This window comes from Streptomyces bambusae (genome assembly GCF_019400985.1).
Lineage (GTDB): Bacteria > Actinomycetota > Actinomycetes > Streptomycetales > Streptomycetaceae > Streptomyces > Streptomyces bambusae_A.
This window is the reverse complement of sequence record NZ_WTFF01000130.1, coordinates 1-19,933: the sequence shown is the minus strand read 5'-3', so window position 1 is coordinate 19,933 and position 19,933 is coordinate 1. Positions and strand designations below refer to the sequence as shown.

Below are 19,933 nucleotides of genomic sequence, written 5' to 3'. Positions count from 1 at the left end.
CCGCGCCCCCCCCGGGCGCCCGGCCCCGCCCGTTCCCCCGTCCCGCCCCCGGCGCCCGGGTGGGCCCCCCCGCCGCCCCCGCGCCCCGCCCCCGCGGTACGGTACGGCAACCGCCTCGCCCGCCCGTTCCTGCTGGACTCCCCCGACCGGTACCGGCTCGGCCCGCCGCCCGCGCTCGGCTCGGAGCGGTACAGGGCGGACCTCGCCGAGGTGCGGGCGTACGGGCGCGTCGACAGCACGGTGCGCACCCCGTACCAGACCGAGACGGCGACCTTCTGGTACGGCTCCTCGCTGACCCTGTACACCGAGCCGCTGCGGGTGGCGGTGACGCGCTCGTCCGGCTCGGCGGCGGACCGGGCCGCGCTCGTGGCGCTGTTCCACGCGGCCCTGGTGGACACGCAGATCGCGACGGCCGACAGCAAGTACGCCTACCTGCGCTGGCGTCCGGTCACCGCGATCCGCACCGGCGCGATCGACCGCGAGCCGGGCTGGAGCCCGCTGCACCAGACCCCGGCCCACCCGGACTACCCGAGCGGGCACACCACGTACGCCGGCGCCGCCGAGGCGGTCCTGGAGGCCCTGGTGGGGCCGCGGACCGCGCCGTTCCCGCTGACCAGCGCCACGGCGCCGGGCGTACGCCGGACGTACACGGGCTGGGACCAGCTGACGCGGGACAACGTCGACGCCCGGGTGTTCTCCGGCATCCACAGCCGGTCGGCCGACGAGGCGGGCGTCGCCCTGGGCAAGGCGGTGGGCCGGCACGCGCTGCGCAACGCCTACCGGCTGTTCTAGGGCCTGTCGTCAAATTCCCGTCGTCGCCCGAAGGGCGGCCCCGCGGCGTCTGGTGCGTGCTCTCGGCGTGCCGGGCGGAAGCCCTCGTACTGGACGTACTTGGGGTTTCGTCCGGTGCGGCGAGAGTGCGTGCCTGGGGGCACTCCCCCAGCCTCCGGCCGGGGGCACCCCCACCCAGCGGTAGCTGGGGGAGCGTCGCGGGGCAGACGGGAATTTGACGACAGGCCCTAGGTGCGCTGTCCGGGCCGGTCGCCGGGGTCCCGGGCTGCGGCTCCCGCGCCGTAGCGGTGCAGGACGATCAGCAGCCGCCAGACGTCGGCAGCGAGGTCCTGCGGCGGGCTGTCGATCAGCCCGTGGGCCCAGTCCGCGAGGACCCCGGTGAAGGTGGCGGCGACCGCGGAGGCGATCAGCTCGGGGGCGGGCGCGCCGGCGGCGGCGCGCTCGGTGCGGCTGCGCTCGCGCAGTTCGCGGTGCAGCGTGTCGCCGAGCGGGCCGCCGCCCCCGGGGTGCATCAGCGCCCGGTACAGGCCGGCGTGGCCGTGCGCGGTGGTGAAGAACGCGGTCAGCGCGGGCGGCGGGGCGGCCGGATCGGGTACGCCCCGCCAGGCGTGCAGGGCGTCGACCGCGTCGCGCACGATGCCGGCGCAGGTGTCCACGGCGAGGTCCTGGACGTCGGTGTAGTGCAGGTAGAAGGTGGCGCGGGCGATGCCCGCGCGCCGCACCAGCTCGGCGACGGTGAGGTCGCGCAGCGGCTGCTCGGCGCAGGCGGCGAGCAGCGCCTCGTGCAGCCGGGTCCGGGTCCGGACGGTCCGCGGGTCGGCGAGTCGCGGGTCACCGGACCGCGGGTCACCGGACCGCGGGTCACCGGACCGCGGGTCGCCCGGCCGCCGGTCGCCGGGCCTCGACTCGCCGGGGCTCGACTCGCCGGGCTGCGGGCTCATCCGGCGGCCAGTACGGCGGCCAGCGCGACGGCTCCGGGCAGGGCCTGGGCGAGGAGGATGCGCCGGTTGGCGGTGATCCCGCCGTAGACGCCGGCGACCACCACGCACCCCAGGAAGAAGATCTTGGCGTGCTGCGCGGTCGGATCGGCGGCGATCAGGCCCCAGGCGAGTCCGGCGGCGAGGAAGCCGTTGTAGAGCCCCTGGTTGGCGGCCAGGGGCGCGGTGGCGCGCGCCAGCTCCGCGTCGAACCCGGAGAGGGAGCGGCCCGGCGCCCGCTGCCACAGGAACATCTCCAGCACCAGGATGTACAGGTGCAGCAGGGCCACGAGGCCGACGAGCACGTTTGCGGCGATCTCCATGACCGCTCCCCTCTGATGGACAGGTGTCCAGAATACATGGACACCTGTCCATCACATGCCACTGCCTGCTGTCGAGCTGACCTCAGGGCCGGTAGAGGGTGTAGAGCAGGCGGTCGGGGACGGGCGGCGGGCTGCCCTGGAGGGCGCCGGTCGTGGCGTTCGCGACGAGTGCGCGCTTGACCTGCGCGGGGGTGTCCGCAGGGCGCACGGCGAGGTGGAGCGCGGCGGCGCCGGCGGTGTGCGCGGTGGCCGCCGAGGTCCCGCTGAGCGTGGCCGTCGCGGTGTCGCTCGTGTGCCACGCCGAGGGGATGGACACGCCCGGGGCGAACAGGGCCACGCAGTCGCCGTAGTTGGAGGAGGACGCCTTGCGGTCGGTGCGGTCGCTGGCGCCGACCGCGACGACCTCGCGGACGCGGGCCGGCGAGGTGGTGCAGGCGCCGCCGGACTGGGCGGAGCTGCCCGCGGAGGCGGTGTAGGTGATGCCGGAGGCGATGGAGCCCCGGACGGCGGCGTCGAGGGCGGGGCTGGCGGAGCCACCCAGGCTCATGTTGGCGACGGCCGGCTTCAGGGCGTTGGCGGTCACCCAGTCGATGCCCGCGATCACCCCGGAGGTGGTGCCGGAGCCCTGGCAGTCCAGGACGCGGACCGCGACCACGCGCGCGCCCTTCGCCACTCCGTACGTCGCGCCGGCCACGACGCCGCCGACGTGGGTGCCGTGGCCGTGGCAGTCGTACCCGGCCCGGCCGTCGCCCACGACGTCCACGCCGACCGAGGCACGGCCGCCGAACTCCGTGTGCGTGGTGCGCAGTCCGGTGTCGATGACGTACACGTGCACGCCGGCGGCCGTGGTGCGGTAGGTGTACGTGGTGGACAGGGGCAGCCGGCGCTGGTCGATCCGGTCCAGGCCCCAGGGCGCGCCGGGCTGCGTCGCGTCGGCTCCGGCCGTGCCGGTGCCGCTGCGGCTGCCGGTGTCGGTTCCGGCCGAAGTGTCAGGGGCCGTAGCGAGGTTCACCGGGGCGTCCGGCTGGACGTACGCCACCGCGGGGTCGGCGGCCAGCCGTCGGGCGTGTGCCGGGGTGGTCCGGACGGAGAAGCCGCGCAGCACCGACCGGTAGACATGGCCGAGCCGGGCCCCGGAGAGCCCGCCGAGCAGCTCGCGGGCGACATCGGCGGTGTCGGTGACCTGGGCAGCGGCACCGGCCCGGCCGGGTTCCTTCAGTACGACGATCCAGCCGGACGGGGCCTCGGCGGCGGCCTGCGCCGCGGGCGCCGGGCCGATCAACAGCCCCGCGAGCAGGGCGGTCAGGGCGGCGGGTAACAGACGTCGGCCGCCGGCGGCGGCTCTGCGGGAAGCACTCATTCCTGGTGCACCTGGACCTTTCGTCGACCGTGTGTGGGGTGGGCCGGTCCGCGGGCCAGGGTGCCGGGCGGCGGGTGCCCGCACAAGAGGGCCGCCGCCGCCGGCGCCCGGGCTACGCCGACCGGCCCGCCTCGGCGTGGCCGGAACCGGTGGTGAGGTCCGGCCGGCACGGCGAGGCGGGGTCCCGCAGGGAGCGGTCGATGTCACAACTGCCGTCGCCCGCCCGGCAGTCGGCCTGGAAGCGGGCGCCGGCCGGGACGATCGGCCGGAGACTGCCGGATCCGATCCGGGCGCTGACCCGGTCCGGTCCGGTGCTGTACGCGGCGGTCACCCGGCCGGACGTGGCTCCCAGTTCCGCCTGCGGGGAGCCAGGCCCGTGGCCTGCACGGTGCCGGCGTCGAACTCGACGGCGCTGCGGGCTACGAGGCGGCCGCCGCGGTCCGTGCGGTGGCCGCGTGCAGGCGGCGGGCCTGGGTCAGCAGCTGGGACGTGCCCGGGCGGGACGCCAGCAGGGCCAGGCCTTCCGGTACCGGGCCCGTCGCTCCGCTGCGCTCCGCGCAGTCCGCCGCGACGGCCAGGACCTCGCCCGCACCCCGGTGTCCGGCCGCGCCCTCCAGCAGGGCCGGCAGCGCCTGCGCCAGCACCGCCCAGGTCGTGCCGTACGCGCCGGTGGCGGCGGCCGTACGGGCGGAGTCCGCGAGCCGGTTCGGCTTCACCGTGCCCAGCCGCAGCAGCTCCGCCAGGTCACGCCCGACCCGGGCGGCGTCCAGCTCGCCGCGGGAGCCGAGCACCAGCAGCGCATCGACCGCGGCGAGCCGGTCCTCGGTGTGCCGGGCGCCCAGGCCGGTGGCGACGGCGAGGTGCAGCACCGGGCCGGCCGGGCCGCCGAGTTCGGCCAGGCGGGGCAGGTCCTCGGCGCCGCCCCGCTCGTCGGTGGTCGCGCACGCGGTCAGGTCGGGCAGCGCCCACGCCGCGAGCGTCTCGCGGTCCTCCGGCAGCACCCCGCGCCACAGCTCGTCCTCGCCCTGCCAGTGGTAGCAGCGGCGCCCTTCGAGATGCGGGCGGCCCAGGTCGCGGAAGGCGGCCGGGAACTCCTGCTGGACCACGCGCCGTTCCCCGGTCTCCACGACGATGCGGCGGACGCCGGCCCTGGTCCGCTCCCACCAGTGGACGGCGGCCGGGCCGGGCTCGCGCACCCCGCGGACCAGCGTGCCCGGCTCCCCTCCCCCGGTGAGCCAGGCCGCCAGCCGCTGTCCCTCCGGGGTGCCGAGGGCGGCGGCGGCCGGCGCGGCACCCGCGTCCCGGCGTACGCGCAGCAGGGCCTGGGCGAAGTCGGCGGGCGTCGGCTGTACGCCCGCCCGGGCGTACTCGGCCAGCCGCTCGACCAGCTCCTGCGGTTCCAGCGTCCCGGTGTCCCAGGTCGGGGTGGCGAGCAGGAACGGCAGCGGAGCCGTGAGGATCTGCCAGGCCGCCTCGCGCAGCCGGGCGAGGACCGCCCCGCCCATCGCCGCGTGGGCGCAGTCCGCCGTGAAGCCGTGGCCGCGCGGGTTCTGCCGTACGGGCCGGAGTTCCGCCGTACGGACGCAGCCCAGCACCGCGGCCGCCACGATCTCGATGCCGTGCAGCCGGTCGGGCTCGGCCTGCCGGTCGCCCTGGTGCCACCAGCGGTCGGCCAGGGCGGGCCGCAGGGCGGTGGCGAGCTCCGCCCGGTCGCGCCGGGCGTGCCGGACGAGGCCGTCGAGGGCCCGTTCGAACTCGGTGAGCGCCGGGGTCCGGGACTTGACCAGGGCCGCGACGAGCTCCACGGTCTCGGCGACCGAGTCCGGGGCGGGCTCCAGCCGGCGGCGCTGCGGGGCGGGCGGGAGCAGCTCCTCGTACGGCAGGTCGTCGGCGGGAGCACTGGCGGCGGCGCCCAGGACCTGGGCGGCCAGGGTCCGGTGGACGGGGCTCAGCAGCGCGGTCTGGTCGGCGAGTTCGGCGCGCAGCTCGGTGTCCTGCGTCCGCAGGTGTTTGGCGACGAGCTTCAGCGCGCGTTCCTGGAGGGCCGTGTCCGGGTGGCCGAAGGCGGCCGCGGCGGCCGGCAGCAGCTCGTCCCGGGTGTCGGGGTCGCGGCGCAGGGCCTTGCCCAGGAGCACGAGCTGGGCACGGACGAGCTTCTTCTCCGGCCGGAACAGCACCGAGCCGGACATCTCCGCGAGCTGTCGCGCGGGCAGCTCGCCCGCCTCCGCGAGCCGGGCGAGGACCTCCTGGGCGTACCCGGCCAGGGGTGAGGGGCCGTCAGCGGCCATGGCGGTCCAGTCGGGGATGTGCTCCCGCTCCTCGGCCGGGGTCAGGGCGAGCCGTCGGAGCAGGGCCAGGAAGAACTTGAGGTCGTTCGGGCGGCCGCCGCGCAGCAGCCGGGCGGTGCAGCCGTCCACGAGGACGCGCCGCTCGACGATGCCGTCCTGGGCGAGGCCGGCCAGCACGGACGGCCAGTACCCGGGGCGGTCGGGGTCGGTGTGCCAGCGCAGGGCGGGGGCGGGCTCGACCGTCTCGAACAGCCGCGGCACCAGCTCCCGTACGTGCGGGTCCGCGCGGAGGGCCACGGGGTCGCTGTTCACGGAGCGGGCCCAGCCGTGCACGAAGGCGTCGGTGGTCGGGACCGGGCAGCCCGCGATGCGTACCAGTCCGGCGATCAGCCGGTAGTCGTCCGCGGCGGTGGCGGCGCGGGCGGCGAGCCGGTGGGCGACGTCGGCGAGCCAGGCGGGGTTGCGGTCCGCGAGCACGGTGAGCAGCGGGTCGGCCGGCGCGCTCCCCCAGCGGCGCAGGTCGCGGGCGCCGATCCAGGCGGCGGCCGCGGCGGCGCCGGTCTGGCAGGCGGCGCCGGCGACGAGCAGGCCGGGCCGGATCTCCTCCCGCTCCTGCCAGCGGTTCCAGTCCCAGCCGCGGACCTCGCGGCGCAGGGCGGTGAGTTCGGTGAGCAGGGCCCGCCGGGCCGGGACGTCCAGGGGCTGCAGCAGGGCGGGGAGCCGGTCGCCGCGGCCCGCGCGGACCGCGTCGAGGATCTCGCGGGTGGTGTCCACCGCTTCGGCCGGGTCCGTCGTCATCGTGTTCACCGTGCTCGTCGCCTTCGTGGTGCTCGTCGCGCTCGTCGCGCTCGTCGTGTTCGTGGTGCTCGTCGCGCTCGTCGTCTTCGTGGTGTTCGTCGTCGCACTCGTGTTCGTGGAGCTCGTGTTCGCGGTGCTCGTCGTGGTGGTCATCGCGTGCCTCCGGCGGCGGTCGGGGTGCGCTTCGCCATGCGGACGGCGAGGGCGTGCTTGCAGGGGCCGCGCCGGCCCCGGTAGTCGGCCCACCACTGGCAGGTGCAGCCGAGGACCCCGCCGGCCGCTTCGCGGACCTGGTAGGTGCGCTCGCCGGAGCGGACGGTGGCGGTCGTGCCGTCCAGGTGCACCGCGCCCTCGGCCAGCAGGGCGCGGGCGGCGACGAGCCGCGGGTTGTGGCGTTCGGCGCGGTCGGCGTCGTAGGGCAGTTCGCGGTGGAAGTACGCGGCGTCGGCGACGTCGTAGCCGACCCGGCCTGCCGTGCCCAGGCGGGCGAGGGCGGCGCGGACGCGGGCGACGGGCAGGCCGGACTGCTCAGCCAGGTCGGCGGGGTCGATGCGCGGCTCCCAGGCGAGCAGGACCGAGATCAGGTCGGCGTCGGCGGCGGCCTCGTCGGTGGCCAGCGCCTCCAGGACGCCGCCCTCGCCGGAGAAGCCTCGGGCCGGGTCGGGCGACAGGGTCAGGGTCAGGCGCATGCCGGGCATGACCACCTCCCAGGCAGCGGCGGTGGCAGCGCCGTCGTGGGCGTTCGGCCCGTAGACCCGCAGGGCGGTGGCGTGCCGCAGGACCCGCTGGAGGGCAGCGAGCCGCTCGGGGCCGGGCAGGCAGACCGCGCCGGGCACGGGGCGGGTGGTGGGGCGCAGGGTGCGGCCCGCGGGGACCACCCACATCGGGCCACGTCCGGCCGCGTTCGACCGGGGCAGCGCCCGCAGGAACCGTACGGCCTCGGCGGCGGTCAGCTCGGCCCGCAGGTCGAAGCCGGCGGTGACCACCTGGGCCTCGGCGAATCCGCGCAGCCAGCGGTCCGGCAGCGGCACCTTCTTCTCCACGACGGGCCCGTCCAGCGTGCTGACGACGAGCTCGTCCGGGCCGACGCGCAGGTGCAGCGGGTCGTCGCCGGCCAGCCGGGAAAGGGACTCGCGCAGCGGGTTGTTCACGTCGACGTTGGTCGTGCCGTGGCCGGTGTCGGCGCCGTCGAGGCCCTCCTGGAGCACGTCGAGCCGCGCGTACACGCCGCAGCAGCCGGAGAACGACTCGAACCGCAGGCGATCGCCGTTGCCGGTCACCACCGGGTCGAGCGAGGCCCGCAAGGTGCGCTGGTAGTAGCGCGCGGCCGCGACGTCCGCCACGGCCAGCAGCCCGCGGGCGGCGGCCTGAGGGGAGGTCAGGAACCCGGCGAAGAACTGCGGGTGCGCCTCGGCGCCGACGGGCGTGATGCCCCCGGAGGTCTCCAGGCCGAGGTGCTGTGCGCCGGCGGCGGAGGTGAGGACGGACGGGCGTGCGTAGGCCAATGCCTGAACGGATCGGGTCATGGGAAGGACGCTAGATCCCGGCACTGACAACGCCCCCGGAGCGTGTGGACGGGCGCCTGCCTCCGCGGCTGGTCCGGCCGGCCGCACGACGGACCCGACCACCCCCGCACGGCGGGTCCGACCGGCTGCCGGCGCGCTCCCTTTCAGCCGCGGAAGGCTCGCCGGTACTCGCGCGGGGCCACGCCGATGCGGCGGACGAAGGCGGGGCGCAGGGAGACCGCCGAGCCGAACCCGGTGCGGACCGCGACCTGTTCGACCGGCAGGTCGGTCTCTTCCAGCAACTGCTGGGCGGCCAGGACGCGTTGCTCCAGGAGCCAGCGCAGCGGCGGGGTGCCGGTGGTCTCCACGAAGCGGCGGGCGAAGGTGCGTTCGGACATGAGGGCGGCGTCGGCCATCCGGCGGACGGTCCACGGGGCGTCGAGCCCGGCCAGGACGGCGGTGCGGGCGCGGCCGAGGGGATCGTCCGCGCCGGTGTCCTCGGGTACCGGCGTCGGGATGAACTGGGCCTGGCCGCCCGCCCGGAAGGGTGCGGTGACCATGGCGCGGGCGATGCCGGCGGCGGTGCGCTGGCCGTGGGAGGTGCGCACGAGGTGCAGGCAGAGGTCGATGCCGGCGGCCACGCCGGCGGAGGTCCAAATCGCGCCGTCGCCGGTGAAGAGCACCTCGGGGCGGACGTCGACCCGAGGGTAGGTGCGGGCGAGTCGGTCGGCGAGCGCCCAGTGCGTGGTGGCGGTCCGGCCGTCGAGCAGGCCGGCCTCGGCCAGGACGAAGGCCCCGGCGCACAGGGACGCGACCGGGATGCCGCGGGCGTGGGCGCGGCGCAGGGCGTCCAGTACGGCCGGGGGGCGCGCCGCGAGGGGGTCGGTGACTCCGGGCACGAGGACGAGCCCGCAGTCGAGGAGGGCGTCGAGACCCTGGTCGGGGACGCGCTCCAGACCGCCGCCGAGCCGGACCCGGGCCCCGTCGGGGCCGCAGACCCGCAGGTCGAAGGCGCGGCGGTCGGACCAGACCTCGCTGACGACGGCGTAGTCGAAGGCCCGGACGCCGTCGAAGACCAGGCAGCCCACTCTGCTGGGGTTCATGGCAGGAATCTATCGATGGTCGGCGGCCCGGTCCGTCACGGCCCCCGGCCGGTCCGCCGCAGGCTGGAGCCATGACGAACACCAGCGCTTTCGACGCCCCGCTCGCCCTCGACCCCGATGCCGTACTGGTGGTGGTCGACGTCCAGCAGGGGTTCGACGACCACGACCACTGGGGCCGGCGGGACAACCCCGGCGCCGAGAAGAACATGGCCGCGCTCGCCGACGCATGGCAGGCGACCGGGCGGCCGGTCGTGATCGTGCAGCACGGCTCGGCGGCCGGGCCGCTGCGGCCCGGGACGCCCGGCTACGAGCTGAAGCCCGAGATCGCCGGGGTACGGGCGGACCTGCGGATCACCAAGACGGTCAACAGCGCCTTCTACGGCACGCCCGACCTGCACGCCTGGCTCACCGAGCGCGGTGCCCGGCAGGTGGTGGTCATCGGGATCATGACGAACGTCTGCAACGAGACGACCGCCCGGATGGCCGGCAACCTCGGCTACGACGCGATCTTCCCGGTCGACGCCATGCACACCTTCGACATGGCGGGCCCGGACGGGGTCACCGTGGCCGCCGAGGACCTGTCCCGGGCGACAGCGGCGGTCCTGCACGCGATGCGGTTCGCCAAGGTGGTCACGACGCAGGCCGTGCTCGCGGCCGCGGCGGCGGGCTGAGCCGGGGTGCCGACGTGCCGGCGCCCCCGCACCGCTGCTGCCGCGGTGACGGGGGCGCCGGCGTGCTCGGGTCCGGCCGGGGCGGGGATGCCCGGGTCAGCCGCGGTGGCGTGCCCGGACGATGGCCCGGGTGACGACCGGCGGGAGCAGGTCCTTGGCGAGCTTGCGCATGGGCGAGGGGGCCGGACGGGCCGGCGAACCGGCGGGCGTGTCGGCCGCCGCGGGCTGCGGGGCCTGGTACCGGGACTTCGGCAGGGCGGGGGGAATCGCCTTCCCGCCGCCGATGCGGACCAGGCGCGCGCCGGCCACCTGCTCGGTGCCGTGCCACAGGTCCTCGCGGCCCTTCAGCCAGGTCAGCAGCGCCTCCTGGAGCGGGGCGGGGTCGCCCCAGGTGGCGTAGAGCTTGTTCCCGGTCACGCAGAGCACGTGCAGGTCCTTGGTGGCGACGGCGCCCCAGATCGCGGCCGCGACGCCGGGGCAGTGCTCGGAGCGGTAGTCGTCGAAGACGACCACCGCACCGGGCGCCGCGACCAGGCGGGAGGCCTCGATGTCGCCGTGCACGTGCTCGTAGAGGTGCGAGGCGTCGATGTGGATGAACCGGCAGGAAGCTTCGCGTACCTCGGTGGCGACGACCGAGGTGGGGGCCTGGATCACCCGCGGGAGCTCGTCGTGGAACGCCAGGTAGTTCGTCTCGAAGGCGAGGCGGGTGAGGTTCGCGTAGGAGGACTCGGTCTCGGCGACGTTGGAGTCGTCCGGGGCCGGTGCACCGAAGAGGTCACAGACGGTGAACTCCTCTCCCTCCCGGAGGTACTCCCCGAGCAGGATGGCGCTCTTCCCCATGTACGCGCCCAGCTCCAGCAGGTCACCCCCGTGGGCGGAGTCTTCGTTCTGCCGGCTGAGGAACCAGTCGAACAGGAGCTGGTCAACGGCCCAGAACCAGCCCTTGACGTCCTCGAGGCGAGTGGGCTTGATCTGAGCGATGGTGGGTGCGTGCGACATCGAGCGCTGATCCTCCGGAAAGGGCAGGGAATCGCCGTTGAAACCTGACCGTCCCCCCGTGATGATCGGGAAATCTACACGGGTCGGCGACACCCGGCTAGCGTTCCGACGAGGCTCCTCGCCGAATTTTGCGTGCCTTCCGGAATCGGGCGGCGGCGACCGCTCCGAGGGGCCCGAAACTCCGTGGCCGCCATTCCGGTAAGCCGGTAGCGTCCGGTACTCCCGGCGGCCGGATCCTGCCGCCGCCGATGATCGAAAGAGCCACCTACCATGACCGCCGGCCGACCGACGACGACTCTGTGGCGCCCGACCGGGCCCGTGGAGCTGGACCTGGTCCGCGCGCTGGAGTGGCGCGCCTGGCCGCCGCGCCTGCCCGACCAGCCGATCTTCTACCCGGTGTTGAACGAGGACTACGCGATCCGGATCGCCCGGGACTGGAACGTCAAGCACAGCGGCGTCGGCTTCGTCACCCGCTTCGAGGTCGACACGGAGTTCCTGCGCCGCTACCCGGTGCAGCAGGCCGGCGGGCAGACCATTCTGGAGCTGTGGGTGCCCGCCGAGGAGCTGGACGAGTTCAACGCCCACATCGTCGGCGAGATCCAGCTCGTCCACACCTTCCGCTGACCGGCTGACCGGCTGACCAGCTGACGGGCTGACCGGCCGTCAGGCGCCGGTGTCCGGGGCTGTGCCGGGCGGTTCAGGAGGCGGGCGGGTCAGGCCTGCTCGAAGTGGAACGACTTGATGAAGCAGTCCCGGGACTGGCCTATCGCGAAGAGGATGCAGTCGACCAGCGACTGCGCGGTCAACGGGTCCCGGGCCGACCGGGGCGCCTCCTGCCACGCCGGCGACAGCGGGTCGTGGTTGTCGAAGTCCGGCGGGTAGAGGGAGATCACGCGGACGCCCTGGGAGCGCAGCCGCTTGGAGAGGATCTCGGTGAATCCGGCCTGTGCGCTCTTGGCCGCGTAGAAGGAGGCGTGCGCGTCGGAGCGGTGGTGGCCGGCCTCGCCGCATCCCGAGACCATGGTGACGATGTCGGGCCGGTCGGACTTCAGCAGGAGCGGAAGGAAGTTCTTGGTCATCAGGACGGTCCCGGCGGCCCCGGAGGCGAGCGTGTCCACGATGTCCTCGTCGGCGGCGGACAGCAGGTCGGGGCCGTGCTGGTAGCGGGCGCCGTTGTTGACGAGGACGTCGATGTGGTCGGTGCGCTCGGCGACCGCGGCCGCGAAGGCTCGTATCGAGGCGGGGTCGGTGAGGTCGCAGGCGAAGGCGTGCACCCGCTCGGCGACCCCGTCGGGGCCTTGGTCGCGGATCTCGCCACGGACCCGTTCCGCTCCTTCGAGGGTGCGTGCCGAGAGATAGACCTCGGCGCCCAGGCCGGCGAAGCGCAGGGCCAGCGTACGGCCGAAGTCCCGGCCGGCGGCGGTGATCACGACGCGACGGTGTTCGAGTGTCATACCCGTATTCCCCTTTCGGTCCCTACAGTTGATCATGGCAGACGGCTCGTAGGGCGGCATGACCGGGGCCACGCCTTGGCTCGGGCGGGTTCAGTGGTCCCTGCGGTGGACCGCCGTGACGGTGGCGGCCGCGGCGGCCAGGGCCCACACGGCGTAGACGGCCCAGGCGCCGCCGACCGTGGACGGATAGGAGCGGGGGGCGTGGTCGATGCTGACCAACCGGTCCCAGGCGCTGTACGGCAGGGCATGGTCGATCACAGCCGTCATGTGCGTGTCCGGTCCCAGTCCGACCGGCAGCATCAGCAGGACCAGTACGGCGCACACGACGGTGGTCGCGCTGTGGCGTATGAGGGTGCCGAGGGCCATCCCTGTGAGGGCCGCGACCGGGGCGAGCAGCGCGGAGGCGGCCAGGACCCGCAGGGCGCCGGGGTCACCGATCGACGCGGCGGCACCCCGCCCGGCCAGGATGCCCTGCGTGACCAGGAACGAGACCACGGCGACGATCACACCGAAACCGGCCGTGGCCCCCGCGACCACCGCCGCCTTGGCGGCCATCAGCGAGCGGCGGGCGGGGACCGCGGCGAAGGTGGTGCGTATCAGACCCGTGCCGTACTCCCCTACGACGGCGACGGCGCCGACGGCAGCAACGACCAGGATCAGGTTCATGGCGGCCATGTTGGTGAAGGCGTCGCGCAGCGCTCCCGTCCGGTCGAAGCCGTCCCGGGTCGCCTCGCCGAAGGCGGGCCACGCACGGTAGTCGCGGTAGGCGGCGTTCGTGTTCAGCGCGACGACGGCCAGACCGCCGACGGCGAAGACCCATCTCGTGGAGCGCAGGGACCACAGCTTGATCCACTCGGCGGCGACGAGGTCGCGGAAGCGGGCGCGGGGCTCGGTGACCGTGCGCAACTCGGTGACCGTGCGCATCTCGGTGACGGTGTGCGACTCGCTGGCGGCCTGCGGTGTGAAGGTGCTCATCGGGGATCTCCTCCGGCGAATTCCACGCGGCTTGCGGTCAGTTCCATGAAGGCCTCCTCGAGTGAGGCGGGCCGGGTGGTGAGTCCGTAGAGCAGCAGCCGGTGCTCGAAGGCGAGTTCACCGATCCGCTCGGCGCTCAGCCCCGTCACCATGAGGGCCTGGTCCCCGTCCGGATCGGCGCCGGTCGCGCCCTGCCGCATCAGGACGGCGGCCAGCGCATCGGCGTCGGGGGTGCGGACCGTCACGCTGGATCTGGTGCCGCGGGCGGCGAACTCGGCGAGGCTTTCGGCGGCCAGCAGCTCACCGCGCCCGACGACCACGAGGTCGTCGGCGGTGTGCTCCATCTCGGACATGAGGTGGCTGGAGACGAAGACCGTACGGCCCTCGCCGGCCAGTCGGCGGAACAGCCCGCGGATCCACTTCACCCCTTCCGGGTCAAGGCCGTTGAGCGGCTCGTCGAAGAGCAGGACCGGTGGGTCGCCCAGCAGGGCGGCGGCGATGCCGAGCCGCTGTTTCATGCCGAGCGAGTACCCGGCGGTCCGTCTGCGGGCGACGGCGGACAGTCCCACTTCCTCCAGCACCTCCTCGACGCGGTGGCGCGGTATGCGGTTGCTGCGGGCCAGCGCCGACAGGTGGGCCAGCCCGCTGCGCCCGCCGTGCACGTCGTGCGCGTCGAGGAGGGCTCCGACGTGCCGCAGCCCCCGGGCGCGGTCCCGGAACGGCCGGCCGTCGATGGTCACCTCGCCGCTGGTGGGGGTCTGGAGGCCGAGGAGCAGCCTCAAGGTGGTGCTCTTGCCGGCGCCGTTGGGCCCGAGGAATCCGGTGACCCGGCCGGGCCGGACGGTGAAGGTCAGGTCGCTGACGGCGGTGGTCCTGCCGTAGCGCTTCGTGAGTGCGTTCGTCTCGATCATGCGTTCAACGGTGCCGTCGGCCACCCCGCGCCGTCTTCCGCCCCCGGCCGACATCTGCGCACTCCACTGTCACCCGTGGGTGTACACCCTGGGTCCGATGTCCGCGGACGACCACGTGGCTAGCATCGGCGGCATGTCCTCACAGCCCGCTCTCCCCCTGTTCAAGCGCCTGCCACCGGGTGGTTGGGTGGCGCTGGCCTGGTGTGCCGGCACGGCACTGACCTTCCTCCTGCGCTTCCGGCTGCCCGGGGAGCAGGAACCGACGATCGTGCCGGGCGTCCAGCTCTTCCGCTGGGACGGCCTGACCCAACTCCTCATGGCGACAGCTCTGGTGTTCAAGGGCGCCCAGGTGCTGGAGCGCCGGCCGGTCGCCGCGATGTCCCTGCTCCTGCTGGGCGCGGCCGTGGGCACCACAGCTCTGAGCACGGACCAGATACCCCTGCTGCAGTTCCTCGCAGCCGACGTCGCGCTGTACTTCGTGGCGGCGCACGAGCCGCGCCGGACGTCGCTGGTCGCCCTCGCGTCGGCGCTCGGGACGCTGGCCGCCTTCCAGGCCGTTCGCCTCTTGTTCGCCTGGAGCTCGGGGACGGCTACGGCGCTGACCGTGGGGCTGACCGCCGCCGTCGCCTGGCTGCTGGGCCGCTCCGCAGGGCAGGCGCGGGAGCACGCCGAGGAGTCGCGGGCGCAGGCGGCCGTCCAGGCGGTCACGGCCGAGCGGCTGCGGATCGCCCGGGAGTTGCACGACATGGTGGCACACAGCATCGGTGTCATCGCCCTCCAGGCCGGCGCCGCAGGTCGGGTCATCGAAACCCAGCCGGCCGCCGCCCGCGAAGCATTGGGTGCCATCGAGACGGCCGGCCGGGAGACCTTGTCGGGGCTGCGGCGCATGCTGGGCGCCCTGCGCGAGGCGGACAGGGCCGACGGCCGGGAGGCCGGGCCGGCACCGCTGGATCCGGCGCCGCCCGGACTGGCCGACGTCGAGCGGCTGGCGGCGGCGACCTCCGCCGCCGGGGTGCGGGTCGACGTGGTCTGGCAGGGCGAACTGCGGCCGCTGCCCGCCGAGATAGACATGTCGGCGTACCGGATCGTGCAGGAGGCGGTGACGAATGTGGTGCGGCACGCGGGCGTTTCCTCGTGCCGGGTGACGATAGGGTGCGACGCCGAGGAACTGTCCATCGCCGTGGTGGACGACGGCCGCGGCACCGGCCCCGCAGGCGCGAGCCGCAGTGGCAGTGGCAGTGGCAGTGGCAGACCGAGCGGGAGCCGCAGAAGCGGCCCAGGTGCGAGCCGTGAAAGCGATCCGGGTGCGAGCCGCAGAAGCGGTCCAGGTGGGAGCGGGCCGAGCGGAAGTGCTTGGGGCGGGTACGGCCTGCTGGGGATGCGGGAGCGGGTGCACCTGCTGCACGGCGAGTTCTCGGCCGCACCGCGGCCCGAAGGAGGCTTCCGGGTCACCGCCCGGCTGCCCGTACCGACAGGAGCACCATGACCGGGACCAGCGGGGCCGCCGTACGCGTACTCCTCGTCGACGACCAGGAGCTCATCCGCGCCGCGTTGAAGATGGTGATCACCGACGCCCCCGACCTCGAACTCGTCGGCGAGGCCGAGACCGGGGCCGAGGCGGTCCGGCTGACGCGCGAACTGCAGCCTGACGTGGTGGTGATGGACATCCGGATGCCCGTCATGGACGGGATCGAGGCCACCCGCCGGATCGCCGAGAGCGGCAGCAGCGCGCACGTCGTCGCCCTGACCACCTTCGACGACGACGAGTACGTGTACGGGGCGCTGCGCGCCGGCGCCGCGGGCTTCCTCCTCAAGGACATGGCGCTGGACGACATCCTGGCGGCCGTGCGCGTCGTCGCGGCGGGTGACGGACTGATTTCGCCTGGTGTCACCCGGCGGCTGATCAAGGAGTTCGCGGGCAGGCCGCCCGTCTCCCCCGGGCCCAGGAAGCCCTTGAAGGGCATCACGGACCGGGAGTGCGAAGTGCTGACGCTGGTGGGCAGCGGCCTGTCCAACACCGAGATCGCCGAACAGCTGTTCATCAGCGCGGCCACTGCGAAGACGTATGTGACCCGCCTGCTGTCCAAACTGGGCGCGCGGGACCGGGTTCAGCTGGTGATCCTCGCCTACGAGACCGGCCTGGTGGCCCCGGGTGCAGAGCGGGCCGTACGGTGATCCCGGGGGTGGCCGACCGGTTCGGGCGGCGGGGATTGTGTTCTTCCGCTTATAGACCGGTTACGCGGCTCTTGATACGTTCCGGGAACGGACCGGCGGCTGTGGGAACACCGCCGGTTCGTCCATGACGCAGTGTGCCGAGGAGACAGATGCGCCGCCCCAGGATCCCGTGGACCGTCGCGGCCGGTAGCGGGGAGGGCGGCCGGCTGGTGGGCGTGGACGCGGTGCGGGGGCTGGCCGTCCTCGGCATGTTCGCCGCGCACGTGGGCCCCGGCCCGGGATCTTCCCCGGCGGGATTCGCGGTCGTCGCGGCGGACGGGCGGGCTCCGGCCCTCTTCACCCTCCTCGCAGGCTTCTCGCTCGCCCTCGCCCAGCGGCACCGCCCCGCGACCCGCCCGGCCGGCTCGGGCAGCACACTGCGCCCGCTGCTGATGCGCAGCGCGGTCCTGGCCGCCCTGGGTCTGGCCCTGGCCTCGCTCTGGCCTGGAATCCTGGTCATCCTCGCCTTCTTCGCCTTCTATTTCCTGGCCGCCGAGCCGTTCACCCGGCTGTCCGCCCCGGTGCTGACCGCCGTCGCCGCCGTGAGCACGGTGGCCGGTCCGCTGCTGTCGTTCCTGCTCGGCCCGCTCTTCGGCTACGAGGTCTCCGGCCGCGGTTCGGTGCCCGAGCTCGCCGATCTGACCAGCTGGTCCGGGGCGGGCAGGCTGCTGGACGCGCTCCTGCTGTCGGGCGCGTACCCGCTGCTCACCTATCTGCCCTACGTCCTCGTCGGCATGGCGCTCGGGCGGGTCGGCGATCTGCGCGACCCCGCCGTCGCCCGCCGGATGGCCGGCTGGGGAGCGGTGGCCGCGGCCGCCGCGTACGGCACGGCCTGGCTCGCCGTCGAGGTGGCCGGCGGCCGGGAGCGGCTGCTCGCCACGATCGCCGCGCGGCATCCGGAGGCGCTGGGCGCCGAGGATCCGCTCCGGGCGGTGCTCGGCCGGCAGTTCGGTGCGATCCCCAGCACGTCGTGGGACTGGCTGCTGGTCGCCGAGCCGTACAGCCAGACCCCGCTGGAGACGATCGCCAACGCCGGTGTCGGCTGTGTGCTCATCGGCGGGTTCGCCCTGCTCGCACGGGCCCGGCTCGGCGTCCGGCTGCTGCGCGTACCGGCCGCGCTGGGGGCGATGGCGCTGAGCGCGTACGTCATCCACGCCCTGGTGCTCGCAGGCCCGGCGTACGGGGCGCAGTCCGGCACGGCCCTGGCCGCCTTCTGCGGCACGGCGCTGTGCGCGGCATGGGCCTGGCAGCGCGCGCTGGCCGGCCGGCCGCTGGGCCGCGGCCCGGTGGAGCACCTCCTGCGCCTGGCGACGCACGGCCGGACGAGTCCGACGAAGCCGGTTCCGGCTGCGGTCGGCAGCCGGGCATGAGAGCGGGACCGGGGACCGGAACCGGGACCGGAACCGGGTCCTGGTCCTGGTCCTGGTCCTGGTCCTGGTCCGGTCATGACAGCGGGTCCGGGTCCGGCGGAGGGCGAACGGGCGGGCGGCTTCGTCAAGGCCGGCGACAACAGGCACAGGGTGTCGGTCGGCCGGGCCGACGTGGCGGAGGCGGGGGGGGCGGGGGCGGATGGTCCGGGTCTTCTCCAGGCCGGCCGGAGCCCCCTTGCCGCCCCGGGCCGGGACCCTGAGCTACTCCGGTGCAGGCCGGTGCCGCTGCGCGCACCTCGCGCGTTGTGGGCCACCGCCTGCGGGCCACCGTGGTCCCGTCCGTCTTGTCGCCGCCCTGGCTGCCCGCGGACGAGACCTACCCGCGTAGCGACTCCTGGCGCGGCTGCCGCTCCTTCGGCGCCGACCCTCACCCCGAACGCCCAGCGTTGATGCGCTCGCCCGCTGGCCGGCCCGCAAGCGCTCATTTGCCCCGGCCCAACCCCGCCCTGGACGCTTGCCCTGCGGTCTCCCTCCGCTGCAGTCCGCCCGGCGAGCCCGGCAATGTCGAGCGGTCGAAGGCCGGCGAGTGGTCCACGCCGACAGGCTCTCCGTCATGCCCCGGCGCCGGAACCACCGCGACGCCAACCGCACCCGGGGCACCCAGGGCACCGCGACCGTCACCGCCCGTGCCGGGTCGATCGGCAGCTGCACGACCGGCTCGCGCCGCACGCCGCCCATGTGGGTGGGCGCCGTCTTGGCCCGGCCTGAGCCCCGTCGGAGCAGCGCTTGACCCTGACACAGGTGTCAGGGTCCGACCATCGCGGCATGAGCAGCGAGATCATCCGAGACGCCCCGGTCGCCCACGACACCCACGACGCCCGCGGCGCCAGCAGCAGGACCGTCCTCGTCACCGGTGCCGGGACCGGCATCGGGCGGGCCACCGCGCGGGCGTTCGCCGCCGAGGGGGCGTACGTCGTCGCCGTGGGGCGGCGGCCCGGACCGTTGGCCGAGACCGCCGGGGGGCACCCGCGGATCCGCCCGCTCGCGGCCGACATCACCGCGGACGGCGGGCCCGAGCACATCGTCCGGACGGTGCTGGAGGTCCACGGCCGGCTCGACGTGTTGGTCAACAACGCCGGGATCGTGGAGGGCGGAGCCCTCGGCAGCCTGGAGGCGGCGGCGGTCCGGCGGCAGTTCGAGACCAACCTGATGGCGCCGCTGCTCCTGGCCCAGACCGCCCTCCCGGCCCTGGAGGCGGCGCGCGGAGTCGTGGTCAACGTCAGTACCTCGGTGGGGCAGCGCGCCTGGCCCGGCAACTCCGCGTACGCGGCGACCAAGACGGCCCTGGAGACGCTGACCCGGAGCTGGGCGGTCGAGCTCGCACCGCGCGGGGTGCGGGTGGTGGCGGTCTCCCCGGGGGGCGATCGAGACCCCGATCGGCGAGCACCAAGGGCTCACCCCCGAGCAGGTCGCCGGCGTCCGCGCCTGGCAGCTGGCGCACACGCCGCTGGGCCGGATCGGCCGGCCCGAGGAGGTGGCCTGGGCGATCACGCAACTCGCAGCGCCGGGCGCCTCCTTCGTCACCGGCGTCGTGATGCCCGTCGACGGAGGTGCGGTGGTGGCGTGAGGCCCCAGCCCGCACGCGTCAGGCGTCAGGCCCGACGCCTGACGCGTGGTATCCATGACCGCGGGGGTGACGGAAGGCGTGCAGATCGGTGAACTGGCCAAGGCCACCGGGGCGTCCGTGCGGTCGTTGCGGCACTACGAGCAGGCCGGGCTGATCGTCTCGGATCGGGCTGCCAACGGCTACCGCCGTTACGCCGAGGGCGCCGTGGCCCGCGTCCGCAACATCCGCCGGCTGCTGGGCGCCGGGCTGACGTTGGACGACGTACAGGTGTTCCTGCCGTGCCTGGACGGGGACGTGCTGGCGGGCCCGCCCGGCGAGAAGGCGCTGCGTGTGGCCCGGGAGCGGCTCGCGGTCCTGGAGCAGCGGATCGCCGCGCAGACCGACGCCCGGGACCGGCTCGCGGCGGTGCACGCCTTGATGGCCAAGGGCCACAGCAAGCCCGCCGTCCAACGGCAGCTCGGCATGACCTACCGCACGGTCAAGGCCCTGGCCGACGCCGCGAACCCAGAGGAGGTCTTCCGGGGCCAGTGGCAGAACCGGCCGTCAGTCCTCGACGAGCACAAGCC

Annotated in this window: 17 protein-coding genes and 2 pseudogenes; 8 read left to right on the top strand and 11 right to left on the bottom strand. The window is 74.8% G+C overall.

What is annotated here, in order from left to right; all coding sequences use genetic code 11:
* Positions 1–792 (top strand): vanadium-dependent haloperoxidase (locus tag GPJ59_RS19090; RefSeq protein WP_219668411.1); only part of this gene is annotated, 792 nt, incomplete at its 5' end.
* A 227-nt stretch (positions 793–1,019) separates the two neighbouring features.
* On the opposite strand, the gene GPJ59_RS19085 is transcribed toward GPJ59_RS19090, so the two are convergent.
* The 7 genes from GPJ59_RS19085 to GPJ59_RS19055 form a co-directional block, all read right to left on the bottom strand.
* A complete protein-coding gene (locus GPJ59_RS19085; protein WP_219668410.1) occupies positions 1,020–1,733 on the bottom strand; it encodes a TetR/AcrR family transcriptional regulator in 714 nt (237 codons plus the stop codon).
* Positions 1,730–2,092, bottom strand: a complete 363-nt coding sequence (locus GPJ59_RS19080; RefSeq protein WP_219668409.1) for a DUF1304 domain-containing protein — start codon at positions 2,090–2,092, stop codon at positions 1,730–1,732. The genes GPJ59_RS19085 and GPJ59_RS19080 overlap by 4 nt, the downstream gene beginning before the upstream one ends.
* 82 nt (positions 2,093–2,174) lie before the next feature.
* Positions 2,175–3,452, bottom strand: coding sequence for a S8 family peptidase (locus tag GPJ59_RS19075; protein WP_219668408.1), 1,278 nt, complete (start codon positions 3,450–3,452; stop codon positions 2,175–2,177).
* A 112-nt stretch (positions 3,453–3,564) separates the two neighbouring features.
* The gene (locus GPJ59_RS19070) at positions 3,565–3,783 is read right to left on the bottom strand and encodes a hypothetical protein (protein WP_219668407.1); all 219 of its coding nucleotides are present in this window, start codon (positions 3,781–3,783) and stop codon (positions 3,565–3,567) included.
* A gap of 88 nt (positions 3,784–3,871) precedes the next feature.
* Positions 3,872–6,691 (bottom strand): DUF7824 domain-containing protein, encoded by a 2,820-nt coding sequence (locus GPJ59_RS19065; protein ID WP_258024610.1) that lies wholly within the window; start codon positions 6,689–6,691, stop codon positions 3,872–3,874.
* Entirely contained in the window at positions 6,688–8,064 is a 1,377-nt protein-coding gene (locus GPJ59_RS19060; protein WP_219668406.1) for an SWIM zinc finger family protein, read from the bottom strand. The genes GPJ59_RS19065 and GPJ59_RS19060 overlap by 4 nt, the downstream gene beginning before the upstream one ends.
* A gap of 143 nt (positions 8,065–8,207) precedes the next feature.
* A complete protein-coding gene (locus GPJ59_RS19055; RefSeq protein WP_219668405.1) occupies positions 8,208–9,146 on the bottom strand; it encodes a GlxA family transcriptional regulator in 939 nt (312 codons plus the stop codon).
* Between the two features lie 71 nt (positions 9,147–9,217).
* On the opposite strand from GPJ59_RS19055, the gene GPJ59_RS19050 reads away from it, so the two are divergent.
* The gene (locus GPJ59_RS19050; protein WP_219668404.1) at positions 9,218–9,817 is read left to right on the top strand and encodes a cysteine hydrolase family protein; all 600 of its coding nucleotides are present in this window, start codon (positions 9,218–9,220) and stop codon (positions 9,815–9,817) included.
* 96 nt (positions 9,818–9,913) lie between these two features.
* Here the strand turns inward: GPJ59_RS19050 and GPJ59_RS19045 are convergent, their stop codons facing one another.
* On the bottom strand, positions 9,914–10,816 hold the full coding sequence (locus GPJ59_RS19045; RefSeq protein WP_219668403.1) for a class I SAM-dependent methyltransferase: 903 nt from the start codon (positions 10,814–10,816) through the stop codon (positions 9,914–9,916).
* Between the two features lie 270 nt (positions 10,817–11,086).
* On the opposite strand from GPJ59_RS19045, the gene GPJ59_RS19040 reads away from it, so the two are divergent.
* Positions 11,087–11,440 carry a hypothetical protein gene (locus GPJ59_RS19040; protein ID WP_219668402.1) on the top strand — a complete coding sequence of 118 codons (354 nt, stop codon included), beginning with the start codon at positions 11,087–11,089 and terminating at the stop codon, positions 11,438–11,440.
* 89 nt (positions 11,441–11,529) lie between these two features.
* Here GPJ59_RS19040 and GPJ59_RS19035 read toward each other — a convergent pair whose 3' ends face one another.
* The 3 genes from GPJ59_RS19035 to GPJ59_RS19025 all read right to left on the bottom strand — a co-directional run bounded on the left by GPJ59_RS19035 (position 11,530) and on the right by GPJ59_RS19025 (position 14,156).
* A complete protein-coding gene (locus tag GPJ59_RS19035) occupies positions 11,530–12,270 on the bottom strand; it encodes an SDR family oxidoreductase (RefSeq protein ID WP_219668401.1) in 741 nt (246 codons plus the stop codon).
* Positions 12,271–12,360: 90 nt separating this feature from the next.
* Entirely contained in the window at positions 12,361–13,245 is an 885-nt protein-coding gene (locus tag GPJ59_RS19030; protein WP_308120368.1) for an ABC transporter permease, read from the bottom strand.
* Positions 13,242–14,156, bottom strand: a complete 915-nt coding sequence (locus tag GPJ59_RS19025; protein ID WP_219668400.1) for an ATP-binding cassette domain-containing protein — start codon at positions 14,154–14,156, stop codon at positions 13,242–13,244. The genes GPJ59_RS19030 and GPJ59_RS19025 overlap by 4 nt, the downstream gene beginning before the upstream one ends.
* Positions 14,157–14,289: 133 nt before the next feature.
* Here GPJ59_RS19025 and GPJ59_RS19020 point away from each other — a divergent pair, with 133 nt between their 5' ends.
* The 5 genes and pseudogenes from GPJ59_RS19020 to GPJ59_RS19000 form a co-directional block, all read left to right on the top strand.
* Positions 14,290–15,642, top strand: a complete 1,353-nt coding sequence (locus GPJ59_RS19020; protein ID WP_219668399.1) for a sensor histidine kinase — start codon at positions 14,290–14,292, stop codon at positions 15,640–15,642.
* On the top strand, positions 15,639–16,331 hold the full coding sequence (locus GPJ59_RS19015) for a response regulator (protein WP_219668398.1): 693 nt from the start codon (positions 15,639–15,641) through the stop codon (positions 16,329–16,331). Before GPJ59_RS19020 ends, GPJ59_RS19015 begins: the two co-directional genes overlap by 4 nt.
* Positions 16,332–16,480: 149 nt before the next feature.
* Entirely contained in the window at positions 16,481–17,740 is a 1,260-nt protein-coding gene (locus GPJ59_RS19010; RefSeq protein WP_219668397.1) for a DUF418 domain-containing protein, read from the top strand.
* A gap of 825 nt (positions 17,741–18,565) precedes the next feature.
* A pseudogene (locus GPJ59_RS19005) lies at positions 18,566–19,367 on the top strand (SDR family NAD(P)-dependent oxidoreductase).
* Between the two features lie 78 nt (positions 19,368–19,445).
* Positions 19,446–19,772, top strand: a pseudogene (locus GPJ59_RS19000) (MerR family transcriptional regulator); the annotation flags it as partial.
* Between the last annotated feature and the right edge of the window lie 161 nt (positions 19,773–19,933).

Coding starts and splice junctions, on each gene's coding strand:
- GPJ59_RS19015 (WP_219668398.1), top strand. CDS start 15,639: ATGACCGGGACCAGCGGGGCCGCCGTACGCGTACTCCTCGTCGACGAC.
- GPJ59_RS19030 (WP_308120368.1), bottom strand. CDS start 13,245: ATGAGCACCTTCACACCGCAGGCCGCCAGCGAGTCGCACACCGTCACC.
- GPJ59_RS19010 (WP_219668397.1), top strand. CDS start 16,481: ATGCGCCGCCCCAGGATCCCGTGGACCGTCGCGGCCGGTAGCGGGGAG.
- GPJ59_RS19035 (WP_219668401.1), bottom strand. CDS start 12,270: ATGACACTCGAACACCGTCGCGTCGTGATCACCGCCGCCGGCCGGGAC.
- GPJ59_RS19025 (WP_219668400.1), bottom strand. CDS start 14,156: ATGATCGAGACGAACGCACTCACGAAGCGCTACGGCAGGACCACCGCC.
- GPJ59_RS19040 (WP_219668402.1), top strand. CDS start 11,087: ATGACCGCCGGCCGACCGACGACGACTCTGTGGCGCCCGACCGGGCCC.
- GPJ59_RS19045 (WP_219668403.1), bottom strand. CDS start 10,816: ATGTCGCACGCACCCACCATCGCTCAGATCAAGCCCACTCGCCTCGAG.
- GPJ59_RS19080 (WP_219668409.1), bottom strand. CDS start 2,092: ATGGAGATCGCCGCAAACGTGCTCGTCGGCCTCGTGGCCCTGCTGCAC.
- GPJ59_RS19085 (WP_219668410.1), bottom strand. CDS start 1,733: ATGAGCCCGCAGCCCGGCGAGTCGAGCCCCGGCGAGTCGAGGCCCGGC.
- GPJ59_RS19055 (WP_219668405.1), bottom strand. CDS start 9,146: ATGAACCCCAGCAGAGTGGGCTGCCTGGTCTTCGACGGCGTCCGGGCC.
- GPJ59_RS19075 (WP_219668408.1), bottom strand. CDS start 3,452: ATGAGTGCTTCCCGCAGAGCCGCCGCCGGCGGCCGACGTCTGTTACCC.
- GPJ59_RS19060 (WP_219668406.1), bottom strand. CDS start 8,064: ATGACCCGATCCGTTCAGGCATTGGCCTACGCACGCCCGTCCGTCCTC.
- GPJ59_RS19050 (WP_219668404.1), top strand. CDS start 9,218: ATGACGAACACCAGCGCTTTCGACGCCCCGCTCGCCCTCGACCCCGAT.
- GPJ59_RS19065 (WP_258024610.1), bottom strand. CDS start 6,691: ATGACCACCACGACGAGCACCGCGAACACGAGCTCCACGAACACGAGT.
- GPJ59_RS19020 (WP_219668399.1), top strand. CDS start 14,290: ATGTCCTCACAGCCCGCTCTCCCCCTGTTCAAGCGCCTGCCACCGGGT.